11 protein-coding genes and 4 pseudogenes are annotated in these 12,203 nt (G+C 69.3%); 7 read left to right on the forward strand and 8 right to left on the reverse strand.

Going from position 1 to position 12,203, the window contains the following annotated elements; all coding sequences use genetic code 11:
• Window positions 1-982: 982 nt before the first annotated feature.
• The 3 genes from ABZV38_RS31710 to ABZV38_RS31720 form a co-directional block, all read right to left on the reverse strand.
• Window positions 983-1,696 (reverse strand): hypothetical protein, encoded by a 714-nt coding sequence (locus ABZV38_RS31710; protein ID WP_356331887.1) that lies wholly within the window; start codon window positions 1,694-1,696, stop codon window positions 983-985.
• Complete coding sequence (locus tag ABZV38_RS31715; RefSeq protein WP_356331888.1) at window positions 1,686-2,168, reverse strand: DUF6114 domain-containing protein; 483 nt, start codon at window positions 2,166-2,168, stop codon at window positions 1,686-1,688. Before ABZV38_RS31715 ends, ABZV38_RS31710 begins: the two co-directional genes overlap by 11 nt.
• 150 nt (window positions 2,169-2,318) lie before the next feature.
• A complete protein-coding gene (locus ABZV38_RS31720) occupies window positions 2,319-2,945 on the reverse strand; it encodes a DUF6230 family protein (protein WP_356331889.1) in 627 nt (208 codons plus the stop codon).
• A 701-nt stretch (window positions 2,946-3,646) separates the two neighbouring features.
• On the opposite strand from ABZV38_RS31720, the pseudogene ABZV38_RS31725 reads away from it, so the two are divergent.
• Window positions 3,647-3,730, forward strand: a pseudogene (locus ABZV38_RS31725) (IS5/IS1182 family transposase); the annotation flags it as partial.
• Between the two features lie 159 nt (window positions 3,731-3,889).
• Here ABZV38_RS31725 and ABZV38_RS31730 read toward each other — a convergent pair.
• Window positions 3,890-4,621: a hypothetical protein gene (locus ABZV38_RS31730; RefSeq protein WP_356331890.1), complete on the reverse strand. Its 732-nt coding sequence runs from the start codon at window positions 4,619-4,621 to the stop codon at window positions 3,890-3,892.
• A gap of 423 nt (window positions 4,622-5,044) precedes the next feature.
• Here ABZV38_RS31730 and ABZV38_RS31735 point away from each other — a divergent pair.
• The 4 genes and pseudogenes from ABZV38_RS31735 to ABZV38_RS31750 form a co-directional block, all read left to right on the forward strand.
• A pseudogene (locus tag ABZV38_RS31735) lies at window positions 5,045-5,161 on the forward strand (slipin family protein); the annotation flags it as partial.
• A 216-nt stretch (window positions 5,162-5,377) separates the two neighbouring features.
• Window positions 5,378-5,905, forward strand: coding sequence for a universal stress protein (locus tag ABZV38_RS31740; protein WP_356331891.1), 528 nt, complete (start codon window positions 5,378-5,380; stop codon window positions 5,903-5,905).
• 117 nt (window positions 5,906-6,022) lie between these two features.
• Window positions 6,023-6,553, forward strand: a pseudogene (locus ABZV38_RS31745) (SDR family NAD(P)-dependent oxidoreductase); the annotation flags it as partial.
• Window positions 6,554-6,713: 160 nt separating this feature from the next.
• Window positions 6,714-7,502 (forward strand): GNAT family N-acetyltransferase, encoded by a 789-nt coding sequence (locus ABZV38_RS31750; protein WP_356331892.1) that lies wholly within the window; start codon window positions 6,714-6,716, stop codon window positions 7,500-7,502.
• Window positions 7,503-7,571: 69 nt separating this feature from the next.
• On the opposite strand, the pseudogene ABZV38_RS31755 reads toward ABZV38_RS31750, so the two are convergent.
• A pseudogene (locus tag ABZV38_RS31755) lies at window positions 7,572-8,048 on the reverse strand (SpoIIE family protein phosphatase); the annotation flags it as partial.
• A gap of 84 nt (window positions 8,049-8,132) precedes the next feature.
• Here ABZV38_RS31755 and ABZV38_RS31760 point away from each other — a divergent pair.
• Complete coding sequence (locus ABZV38_RS31760; protein ID WP_356331893.1) at window positions 8,133-8,330, forward strand: antitoxin; 198 nt, start codon at window positions 8,133-8,135, stop codon at window positions 8,328-8,330.
• Between the two features lie 297 nt (window positions 8,331-8,627).
• Window positions 8,628-9,443, forward strand: coding sequence for a DUF427 domain-containing protein (locus ABZV38_RS31765; protein WP_356331894.1), 816 nt, complete (start codon window positions 8,628-8,630; stop codon window positions 9,441-9,443).
• Window positions 9,444-9,622: 179 nt separating this feature from the next.
• Here ABZV38_RS31765 and hypE read toward each other — a convergent pair whose 3' ends face one another.
• Genes hypE through ABZV38_RS31780 form a run of 3 tightly spaced genes read right to left on the reverse strand, consistent with a single transcriptional unit; the run spans window position 9,623 to window position 12,172 of the window.
• Window positions 9,623-10,717: a hydrogenase expression/formation protein HypE gene (gene hypE / locus ABZV38_RS31770; protein WP_356331914.1), complete on the reverse strand. Its 1,095-nt coding sequence runs from the start codon at window positions 10,715-10,717 to the stop codon at window positions 9,623-9,625.
• Between the two features lie 13 nt (window positions 10,718-10,730).
• Complete coding sequence (gene hypD, locus ABZV38_RS31775; protein ID WP_356331895.1) at window positions 10,731-11,855, reverse strand: hydrogenase formation protein HypD; 1,125 nt, start codon at window positions 11,853-11,855, stop codon at window positions 10,731-10,733.
• Complete coding sequence (locus ABZV38_RS31780; RefSeq protein WP_356331896.1) at window positions 11,852-12,172, reverse strand: HypC/HybG/HupF family hydrogenase formation chaperone; 321 nt, start codon at window positions 12,170-12,172, stop codon at window positions 11,852-11,854. The genes hypD and ABZV38_RS31780 overlap by 4 nt, the downstream gene beginning before the upstream one ends.
• Window positions 12,173-12,203: the final 31 nt, after the last annotated feature.

Genomic DNA, 12,203 nt, shown 5'->3' on the forward strand with positions numbered 1-12,203 from the left:
TCCTCATACTGGGCGTATTCGGGCGTTCCGACAACGCAGCGAGGTGCCGTAGCTGTCGTCGCGCGCCCGCCAGGGATTACGGGACAGCCCTTAGGTCTCCGAGGACGAGGAGGCCGGCAAGGAGCCCTTCCGGGCGCCCGTCCCGATCTCGTCGCTTCGCGACAGGGCCGCCCGCACACCCCAGGCCGCACGGTTGACTCCGGTGAGACGCCGGAGCCGGCAGGGCACTCGTTCATGTACCTCTTGGTGTTGCCCCCGGCGCCGAGGGCGCAGCAAAACCGGCTGTCGTCGTCGGACATCGCGAGGAGGGGCATCGCATGAGGACGAAGGACGGGCCAGGGAAAAAAATGGGCCGGCAAATGCGCTGCCTTTGAGTTTGTGACGGGACGGCTGGGCTCGAATTGTGTGCTCGCCCATTCCCAGACGTTGCCACACGGGTCGTATACGCCTCAAGGACTGACGCCCGCTCCGATAACGGCTCACTGGTGGTGGTATGGCCTGTCGGGGGCTCACTGACGTTGCACTCGGCAGCTGTTGCAGCGCTTCTGCAAGGGGAGGGGATGTCTTGGAGCGGCGCGCGACTCCTTCCCGCTGAGGAATCATTGATATCCCCTTGCCCGCCGCCTGCACATACGCTGCGGCATCTCGCCATGTCACGCGGACCACCGAGTGATTGAAGAGGGCATCCGGGCAGGAATCGTCGGGACTCCAGTGCTTTGGCGAGTTGGGCGCCCGAGTTCTTCGGATACCTCGCGTACGGACAGGTGGATATGTTCCTCAGGCAATGTGCACACAACGACGCCGTAGTAGGCGAGAGGTGGTGCAGGGTCGGCCCCATGCTCAGGTCCGGGCCCGGGTGTTGTGGCGAGCGCCGACAGGGACGGTCCCCAGGTTCGCCGGGCCCTGCGGGTCGCGCAGCACACAGCAATCCGCGGGGGCCGTCCGGCACGTCCGTCGGTGGCCTCTCGGAACCCGCGACGTCTCACTCACCAGCGGCGCGGAAGAGCGCACCCTCGATGGTCAGATCGCCGTCGAACTGGCCGGCCTGGGAAACGGTCACGGTGTCGAACGAGACGGTACGCGGGTGTGCGACAGCGTGAAAGAGCCACTGCGGAAGGGCATCGGGGGTGAGAGTGACGCTGCGGACCGCGGGCAGGGGTGCCCCACCCAGACTGGTCAGCGTGCCGGACAGCTCCTCGAGGTACAGCGTCACCAAGCCGTCGCCCCTGATGGTGGAGGTAGTGGCGGGCTTGGATTGCAGGTGAATGGCCCCGCTGGGACGTGTCGTCAGGTCGAGGTCGCCGATGTCCACGGACCGGGACGTGAACTTCAGAAGGCGCTTGGGCCCGGCCGGGGTACGCACGGTCACCACGCCGCGGAAGGCGCTGCCGTGCAGGACGAGTCTGCCGGCGCGCAGAATCCAGGGTTCGTTCGCCAACCGGGCGGACGGCCGGTCGAGCGGGGCATCGGAACGCGCCACTTCGAACGCAGAGGTGCCGTCGGCCGCCGGCCGCGCCGTCGAACCCGCCGCCGCCACGCCGAGCAGCAACGCCGGTAGTGCTGTCAGTGTCAGTGCCCTGGTGATCGGCAGCCGCAACCGGTCCGTATCACCTGTCGTCGGCGGGTTCTCGCCCCGGCAACTCATCGGGGTATCCGGGGCACCCCAGGCGTGACCGGTCAGACTGTCAACTGCCATGTGGGCCCTTGCTCCCCGGAATCGTCACAGATGCCGGGACTTCTCTGTTCTGCACCTCGGCCTCCGGCGGGGAGGGTTCCCAGGCGCAAGCCAGGGAACCCCCGACAAGGCCGGAGAACAGTCCGAAAAAGAGGCCCCCGAAGTTGGCCAGGGGGAAGGAGGCGAGGGTGAGCAACAAGCCCGCGACCCCGGCGAAGACGCGCACCTGCTGATGGAACCAGAGCGTGACGCCCAGGGCCATGAGCAGGATCCCGATGATCAGTGACGCGGCACCGGCCGTGGTGGACAGCGCCACAGGGACGCCCTCCAGCGTGATGTGGACGTAAGGGAAGTAGACGATGGGCGCCCCCGCCGAGAGCATGAACAGACCTGCCCAGAACGGGCGCCCACCGCGCCAAGTTCTGAATCTGCGTCGTGTGCCGTCGATCCTGTCGCGTAGTCCTGGGCGGGTGCCGGAAGGCTCGTTGATCACGTGCGGCTTTCAGGGTGAAGGAGCAGGCATCACCTGCGACGGTCCGGTACGTCGAGTGCGTGCGCGTCCGGCCTCAGCCGATCGGGCAGGGCCGGCCCTCCACGACCACGCATCGGCACAGTGTCCGGGGCTGTAGGCGTGGGCCCGGAGTCAGAAGCAGCGGTGGCTGCCCTGCTTGAGTCTCAATGCGAGGTCGGGGATGTTGAGGGTGGCAGCCGAGACCGCAACCGCGTTCGAGCGCACGTCGGTCAGGGTGACCGATGCGGCCTCCTGAGCAGAGGCGTTGGGATCGAAGAAGCCCGAGGCCCGGTCGCCCGGGTTGATCGGACCTTTGGTGAGCGAGCCCGCGGCGACACCGATGTCGATGTCATGGAAGATCGCCCGGTCGGCCACCAAGGATGTCTGGTCGATGAAGAGGTCCCGCGCCTCGACCCGGTCGCCGCGGTCGCCGCCGGTGAGCCGCAGTGTGTACACGCCCAGAACCGGGATCGCGGCCTCTACGGACTGGCACAGATTTGTGATGGTCGCTTGCCTGGCACCTGTGACCACGACCGGCACATGGCGGCCCTCTCTGGTGACGTCCACCGTGCCGTAGATACTCAGACCGCGAGCGACCAGTGTGTCCGCAGCGACCTGGAACCGGTCGCCGGAGATGAAGAATGACGCGGCCAGTGCGCCTTGCGCCATGCCGATACCCAGGGCCGCGGCAGCCACCGTGCTCGGAAGCAGGACAAGGGCGAAGCGCTTCCACCGCGTCCTGCCGCAGCCGTGCGCCATGCCGTGCCTCTCTCGTGTGAAGTGCAGGCCGCCCCCAAACACACCGTGCCTTCAGGCAGGCTCGGCGTGACGGCGGGCATTCCGGTCGCGAAGCGAGCCTTGCAAGTACCGGCGGTCCGACGTGGACCACGGACCTGCGCCTTTGATGGACTCTAGAGTGCGGACAGGGAAACCTGTCGGCACGCCAGCCCGCCCAGACGGGTGAAACAACGTCACCGGATCGCCGCTGCCCGCCGTGCGATCGAGACGTCGCCGACCAGTTCACTGCCGGACCCGTGCATCAGCCTCTCCACCTCGCCGACGAGTTGGCCCGGGCAGACCGGACCCGCTCGCACGGCTCGGCCTCTGGTAGTAGGTGTACGGATCGGATGACCGCACTGCCGACACACTGTCGGTTCGGCCCGGGCGGCCACACGAACCAACTCGCCTTCTGTGGCAGCGCGTTGACTATGCACTGCGGCAGACCGAGGAATGAGGATCTCCGGAAGTTCCAGGTCAGCGACGACGAGACCAGCACACGGGCCACCGTCCCCACCGAAGTGGACCGGAACCGGATTCGTGAAGTCCGGCTTGCATGCCGGCACGACGGTGTGGGGAGTCAACGTTCCTGTTGCAGTGGACGGCGTACACCGCCACTACCGAGATCCTGGCTTTCGCGACGGGCGCACGCCGGGATTCTTCGGTCCGAGCGACCCGCCTGCGCCGCGCGCAGGCGGACGAACCTGACGGTGCGCCGGTCGGCGCCGCTGTCCGGGGTCTCGAAGTCCGCGGCCGGCCGCATCATCCACCGCCTTCTATGACGTAGCAGGTGTATGGGGCACAGGACGCAGGTCGCACGCGTGTGCGACCGTCCGGAGCCGGGCATGCGCCGAGGAGTATCCCATGCCGGAAACCCCGGCCCGATTCCGACGGGCCGGGGTTTCCATGTGATGCGGGTGGAGCTGTTACCACTTGCCGTCGTGGTCCCTGACCACTCGGAAGCTGCCCACGACGCCGTTCTTCACCCACACGCCCCCGTGAACGAAGCGGGTGAAGACGCCGTTGCTGGTGCTCCAAGGACCGACAGTGGCAACCGGGGAGCCGTTGTCGCAGGTCGCCCCACGGAAGAGCTCAACGGTACGACGGCTGTCGTTGCGGACGTTGAAGCTCCGCGAGCCCAGACCGCTGACCACGGTGATGCAGCCGTCCGAGTGGGCGGAGTACGACCGCTCGTTGATGTGGATCCGGTCCTTGCCGTAGCCGCCGTCGTCGTAACCGCCGTCGCCGCCGTAGCCGCCACCGTTGCCACCGTTGCCGCCGCGGCCACCGCCGCCACCGCCGCCGTAGCCGCCACCGCCGCCGTTGCCGCCGCGGTCACCGCCGCCGCCGCCGCCGTTGCCGCCGCGGTCACCGCCGCCGCCGCCACCGCCGCCGTTGCCGCCGCGGTCACCGCCGCCGTTGCCGCCGTTGCCACCGCGACCCTCGTCGCCGTTTCCGTTTCCGTTTCCGTTTCCGTTTCCGTTTCCGTTTCCGTTTCCGTTACCTTCGCCACCAGGGCCAGCCGCGGCGGGGGCAGCCTGCTGAACAGCCGGGGCGGCCGGAGCGGATCCGGCAGCCGAGGCATAGGTAATGCCAGTTGTAGCTAGAACCGCGGCGCCCACTACGGCGGCGGTCACAGCGACGTTACGCGTCGTCATGTCACTTCTCCCTGTCTCAGAGACGTCGGCCAGGAAGCCGACCTGCGATGAACGTACTAATAGTCCCTTTAGCTGTCATATCGGACATACCGAAGGTGTGACGCGAAGGGGCCGACCGGGTGTACGAACAACGGGTCTCACGGACCGACGCGGCATCTGACAGGCCGTGAAAAGCCGGGAAAACAGGCGTATCTGGCGCATCGTTGGGCTTTCCGGGGGACATGCTGCCGCCCGCTCACCCTGTCGGCAGCAAGCCGCTGCTTCCAGCACAGCGAAAACGCACCCCGCCGCCCGTCCCGATGCCTACGCATCACATCTCCGGTCGGATCTCCCCAGGTCCTTCGCGACCCATGGCGAGGCCCGAAGCACACAGGCCGAATGGTGACGGCCCGGCACCCCGCACGGCTCGGATGCTCTGCGCCCATCGACCGGGTCGAGATCAAGGACGCACAGCTGCCGGAGTCGCCGAAGCGTTCCATGTCGCGGCAGGCAGAGGCCGAGCGGGAGCGGCGCGCCCGGGTGATCAGCGCGGACGGCGACCGGGCGGCCCGCCGGTTCGGGACGGGCGGCGATGTCGCGACACCGGTTCCGGCCCCGCACGGCAAAACAGTGCCCGCCCCTCACGCGTGACGCCGTCATGGGTTCGTCAGGTTCTGCTACCCCGGCGTCAGGGAATCGACAACGCACCATGATCGCCGCCGTCCTTGGGCCTTCCATGAGGTCAGGACCTGAGGTGCGGCAAGGAGTGGTGACGCAATGGAGCGAGCGGGCGGTCGCCGTGTGGTGGCCGGTGTGAGCGGCACGCTGGGCAGTCTGACAGCGCTGCACCGGGCCGCGGCCGAGGCCCGGCGCACCGATGCCGTACTGCGAGCCGTACTGGCCTGGTCACCTCCCGGCGGCGAGCTCGGGCAGCGCAATCAGCCGTGGCCCGGGCTGCTCACCGAGTACCGCCGGGTGGCGGGCGACCGGCTGCTCCGGGCGGTGGACACCGCCTTCGGCCCGGCAGGGCCCGGGGTGCCGATGGAGGCTCTGGTCGTGCGGGGCACACCGGGCGCCGCACTGATCGCTGCGACGAGCGGCCCCGAGGACCTGCTGGTCGTCGGGGCCGGGGCGCGCGGGCGGCTGCGGAGGGCTCTGCATCCTTCGGTCGCCCGGTACTGCCTCGCGCACGCAGCCTGCCCCGTGCTCGCCGTACCGCCCTCTCCGTTGCAGGACGACATGGCCGCCGTCCAGCGCCGGATTTCCTGGCACATACCGCTGAGCACCAGGGAGTTGGCGGACTGACTCGCTGCGCCCGTGAGGACGGTCACCATGAAGTGGTCACCTCCCTGTCCGGGAATCGGCGCTGACCATCGTGGCCTGCACGGCCCGTCGGTCATCACGTCGGCGATCATCTTCAGCGCCTACGCAGCCGACTTCACGCACTTCGAGGAGGTGGAGGCGATGGCCCGGCGGGTCGTCGCGACCCACCCGCACCTGGACGTGCTGGTCAACAACGCGGGCATGGCGGCGGCCGAGCGACACACGGTCACCGCCGACGGCAACGAGATCGCCTTTCAGGTGAACTTCCTCTCCCACTACCTCCTCGAGGCCGCGCTCACGAGCGACCCGGGCGGCCGCGTGGTCAACGTGTCGTCGTCGCTGCACCGCACCGGCTCCATCCGGTGGAGCGACCCGATCCGGGCCCGCCGCTACTCGCGACTCGCCGCCTATGCCCGGTCTCAGCCGGCCCTCACCGTCTTCGCCGCCGACCCGCGGGTCACTGCCGTCTCCCTCCACCCCGGGATCTGCGAGACCGGGCTTCTCTCCCTCTACGGCCACCACGGGGCCTCCCCCGCCGAGGGCGCCGCCCATGTGGTGCGGCTCTGCTACCCGGAGGTGGAGATCGTCAACGGCGCGTACTACGACCGCGACGAGCGCGTCGACCCCGCCTATGTCGAAGCGCGCCCGCAAAAAGAAGGACCGCCGCAGGAAGAAGGCCAACCACGGCAGCAAAGCCGCCAACTAGCGGCTGAACCGCCTGCAGGGGCGGCCCGTACCCGGCGTACAGACCGCCCCTCTCCCGTACACCCGGCTCCGGAAGGGACCCACCATGATCGAACTCCCGCCGCACCAACGTCCCGCGCACTCACACTGGTTCCCTGCCGGAGCGCCGGGGCCGGCAGCCCTGGCCGAGCATGTCCTGACCACCGGGATCGGCCGCTTCTGGGCCGACCACACCGTCCAGCCGCGCGCGATCGCCGTCGACTGCGCCGCCCACGTACTGCTGCGTGGCGATCCCGGCGCACTCGTCCCCGCGGAACTCGCACCGCTCGGCTCGCGCTACATCGAGGCACCTGCCCGATTCCTTCCCGTCCTTGGCGCTTCCTTCGACCGGATCATGCCGTGGGAGCGCATGGTCTACGTACAGCAGGAGGACCCGACCTCCCCTGCGCGCACCCCCAAGGGCGTGGCCGTACGCCGCGTCACCCCCGCCGATGCCGGCGCACTCGCGGCGCTCGGCCCGGGTGCCGCCTGGATACACGCCAGCTGGGGCGGCCCGGCCGGGCTCGCCGCCTCCGGGCACGCCTGGGGCGCCTTCCGCCAAGACGAAGCACTCGCCGTGGCGTGCACATACTTTCTCGGCAGCGCGTACGAGGACCTTGCCGTCGTCACCGCCCCCGACCACCGCCGCCGGCAGCTCGCCCTCAGTTGTGTCACCGCGCTCTGCGCCGACGTCACGGCACGTGGCCACACCCCCAGCTGGAGCTGCTCGCGACACAACAGGGCCAGTCGGCTGCTCGCCTGGAACGCCGGCTTCCGGCTGGTACGCGAGTACGTCCACCATGCCACCGGCACACCGGCCGTCCGCGGGATATCGGGGACGAGAATCCCCGCATGAAGCCGGCCCCGACGCGCGAGAACGGCCCCTCCGTCCCCTCGGCATGGGAGGGCCCTGCGCCGCGGTCCGTCAGCGCGCCGTCCCGGGACCGCCTTCGGCCCGCACGACCGCGAGACGGTCCGCACGGCCTTCAAGGTTTCCGGCCTGGAGCGACGAGCCTGCGTGCCGTCGTCGGCCTGCGGCGTGTCCCAGCGTGATCATTCCGACGACATCCAGGTCGGCGGAGAACTCCGCCAGCAGGGCCGTGGTGAAGCCCTCGTGCTGTTCCACGCCCCCGCGCCGTCCGCCCTCGCGCACCAGCGCCCGCTCCAGCGCGGGCACGAGCCGGCCGAGGTCCTCGGCCTCGTACGCGGCGTACCGGAAGGCGCCGATGTCCGCGCAGACCGCGTTCACCGCACCCAGTCCCTTCCCCCGGACGTCTCCGACCATGATGCGGGTGCCGTGCGGGGTGCTCTGCACCACGTACAGATCCCCGCCGATCATGGCCTCGTCCTTCGCGGGCACATAGCGCGCGGCAATCTCCAGTCCGTCGAGCCGTGTAGGTGGGACGGCCGTCGTGACGTGCGGATGCGAAGTGCGGCACAAGTGGCGACGCTGGAAGGGTCAGGGTGAACGCACCGAGGAGGACCCATGTCCATGATGGACAAGATCAAGCACATGCTGAAGGGCCACGAGAGCCAGGCGGGCAAGGGCATCGACAAGGCGGGTGACACCATCGACGAGAGGACCCAGGGCAAGTACACCGGACAGGTCGACACCGCCCAGGACCAGCTGAAGGGCCGGCTCGGTTCGGACCGGGGCCAGGACCAGCCGCCGCCACAGGTCTGACCCCCACCGCATTGCACCGTCCGTAGGACACTGCCGCCTCGCCTGCCCATGCCGTGAGCGGGCGGGGGCGGCCGACTCGGTCGATCACCGTGCGCCGCTCGTCATGGATCCCGCCGGGGTCGACCCGCACGCCGAACGCCGAAGGCACACCTCACCTTCGGGTACGGCGTGCTTTTCTGCCCTGTCGCCCCGCCGGCACGACTCGAAGCCTCGCCCACACCGACCTTGTTGTCCCCGGCGACCCCGGCAGAGATTTCGGAGGACACTCTGATCAGCACCGTCGCAGAGGAGGACTTCGTGACCACTCCACCCGCCCTTGTCGTCGAGCGCCGTCACCCGGTACCGGACGCCGTCCTGACCTGGGAGCCGAGCGAGCGTCGTGTGCGCGGAAAGAAAGGCGAGACCTTCGTCGTCGACAGCCGGCGGCCCGTTCTCGTATGGGAACCCGGCCATCCCGTGCCGCTCTACGCGTTCCCCCGGGACGACGTCCGCACCGATCTGCTCCGTCCGGCGGCCGCCCCCGGCACCGGAGCGCACTCCGGTTCCACACTCTTCTACGACCTCCTCGTGGACGGCGTCACAGAGCCCAACGCCGCATGGACCTTCCCCGTCGCCGAACTCGCCGGACACATCGCCTTCGAGTGGTTCGGGCGTGCCGGCGTGGGCCCCGACCACTGGTACGAGGAGGAGGAAGAGATCTTCGTCCACCCCCGTGACCCGTACGTGCGCGTCGACGCACTCCGCAGCTCACGACAGGTGCAGATCGAGATCGGCGGAACACTGGTCGCGGACACCCGCAGCCCGGTCCTGCTCTTCGAGACACGCCTGCCTGTCCGCTACTACATCCCCCGCGAGGACGTCCGCCTCGACCTGTTCACCCCGACCGCTCTGCGTACGGGCTGCCCCTACAAAGGGACGGCCGAGTACTGGTCGCTGACCGATGCGGACAGCGACGCACCGGCAAATGTGGCGTGGAGCTACCCCGACCCCACCCTTGCCGTGCGGGCGGTCAAGGACCTCATCGCCTTCTACAACGAGGCCGTCGACATCGTCGTGGACGGAGAGCGACTGGGACGCCCGGCCACCGGCTTCACGCGGCGTCCGGCCGGCTGACGACGCGCCGCATCGGGCTCGTACAAGCCCGATGCGGCGTCCTAGCCGTTGAGCCGGTGCCCACGAACCCGGACCGAGCGGGCCCTTCAGCTGGTCCTGGGCGGTGTCGACCTGTCCGGCAGGGTCACCACGCGTGGCGGCTCTCGCGTCCGCGCACCGCCACCCGCAGGGGCGACGGCTCAGCAGATCCGGGGCAGCTGCTCCCCGATCGGCAGGTCGACCACGCGCGTCCCACCGAGCCCGGTGCGGGCCACGACCATGCCGGGATGCGCCTCCACGGCCTCGCCGATCACGGTCGCCTCCGCTCCCAGCGGATGCGCCCGCATCGCCGCCAGGACGGCTTCGGCGTGCTCGCGGGGGACGAACGCGACGAGTTTCCCCTCGTTGGCCACGTACATCGGGTCCAGGCCCAGGATGGCGCAGGCGTTGGCCACGGCCGGCGGGACCGGCACGTTGCGTTCCTGCAGGAGGACACCGGTGCCGGAGGCCGCCGCAATCTCGTTCAGCGCCGCGGCCAGCCCACCACGTGTGGGATCGCGCAGGACATGGAGGTCCGGAGTGACCGCGAGCATGGTCTCCACCAGCCCGCCCAGGGCCGCGCAGTCGCTCTCGATCTCCACGCCGAACTCCAGGCCCTCGCGCACACTCATGATCGCCACGCCGTGCTCGCCGATCGCACCGCTGACGATCACGACGTCGCCGGGGACCACCCGCTGAGGACGGAGATCGACGCCTGCCGGGACGAGGCCGATGCCGGCGGTGTTGATGAAGATGCCGTCGCCGTGACCGGCGTCCACGACCTTGGTGTCGCCGGTCGCCACCTCGACGCCCGCTGCGCGCGCGGCTGCGCCCAGCGCGTTGGCCACGCGTGCGACGGCCGAGACCTCTACGCCCTCCTCAAGGATGAAACCGCAGGAGAGGTAGGCGGCCCGGGCCCCGCTCATGGCCAGGTCGTTGACCGTGCCGTTGACCGCGAGGTCGCCGATGCTGCCGCCGGGGAAGAACAGCGGCCGCACGACGTACGAGTCGGTGGAGAAGGCCAGCCGGGCGCCGCCCAGCGACACCACGGCGGAGTCGGTCAGTTGCGCCAGCACGTCGCCCCCGTAGCCGGGTGCGAAGACGTGCTGGACCAGTTCGGCCGAGAGTGCCCCGCCTCCGCCGTGGCCCATCACCACCCGCGGCTGGTCGCGCAGCGGTGCCGGGCAGGTCCAGGCCGTCAGGTCGAGTACGGGCGGCTCGCCGGGGGCGGCCGTCGCCGTGGCGGTGGCGTTCAGTGCTTCGGTCGTCTCAGGCAACGGGGCTCGTCTCCCTGGCTGCGGTCGTGATGTCCAGGCGCCGGTAGAGGTAATACGCGGCGCAGGCACCCTCGCTGGAGACCATGGTGGCCCCGAGCGGGTTGCGTGGAGTGCAGGTGGTACCGAACGCCTCGCACTCGTGCGGCTTCAGAAGTCCTTGCAGGACCTCACCGCTTCGGCAGGCGGCGGGCTCCTCGGTGTGGATGCCGGTGACGGAGAAGCGGTACTCGGCGTCGTAGTCCCGGTAGCGTGTGGAGAGCCGCCAGCCGCTGTCGGGAATGGTGCCGATGCCACGCCAGGCACGGTCGGTGACTTCGAAGACGTCGTCCAGCATGGCGAGCGCCGCAGGGTTCCCGTCCGGGTGCACGGCGCGCGGGTACGCGTTCTCCACGGTGTGCTCACCGCGTTCCAGTTGCAGGACGGTGCGCCGTACGCCTTCGAGGATGTCCAGCGGCTCGAAACCGGTGACCACAATGGGCACCTGGAACCGTTCGGCCAGTTCCGGGTACTCCCGCGTGCCCATCACGCTGCACACGTGGCCGGCGGCGAGGAAGCCCTGCACCCGGCAGCTCGGCGACTGCATGATCGCCTCGATGGCCGGGGGGACGCGCACATGGGACACCAGGAGGCTGAAGTTCGCGATGCCGAGTCTGCGTGCCTGATACACCGTCATGGCGTTGGGCGGTGCGGTGGTCTCGAATCCGATCCCGAAGAAGACCACCTCACGGTCGGGGTTCTGCTGGGCGATCTTCAGGGCGTCGAGTGGCGAGTACACGACCCGCACGTCGCCACCCTCGCTGCGGACCCGGAACAGGTCACGGCCGGTTCCGGGTACCCGGAGCATGTCCCCGAACGAACAGAAGATCACCCCGGGGCGCGAGGCGATCTCCAGCGCTTTGTCGATGACCTCCAGTGGCGTGACGCAGACAGGGCAGCCCGGACCATGGATCAGTTCCACCTGTTCCGGCAGGAGTTGGTCGATGCCATGCCGGATGATGGTGTGCGTCTGTCCGCCGCAGACCTCCATCAGCGCCCAGGGCCTGGTCACGACGGAGTGGATGTCGTCGAGCAGCCGGCGCGCCAGGTCCGGGTTCTGGAACTCTTCGATGTACTTCACTGCTGAACCTCCTGCGGTGCGTCGGCGCCACCGGACCGGGACATTTCGCCGATCTCCGCGGGCTGTTCCCACGACTCCCCGAACTCTTCCTGGAGCAGGCCGAGTTCGGCGAAGAGTTCGAGCGTCCTCCTGGCCGACTCCTCGTCCAGCCGCTGCAGGGCGAACCCCACATGGACGATGGCGTATTCACCGACCTGAAGGTCCGGCAGATACTCCAGGCACACTTCCTTGACCACACCGCCGAAGTCGACGGTGGCCATCCGGGTACCGTCACGCTCCTCGATGTCCATCACTCTGCCGGGTACCGCCAGGCACATGGCTGCTCCTTGCTGTGGGTGGGGGCGTTGC

Source organism: Streptomyces sp. NPDC005181 (assembly GCF_040608395.1).
GTDB lineage: Bacteria > Actinomycetota > Actinomycetes > Streptomycetales > Streptomycetaceae > Streptomyces.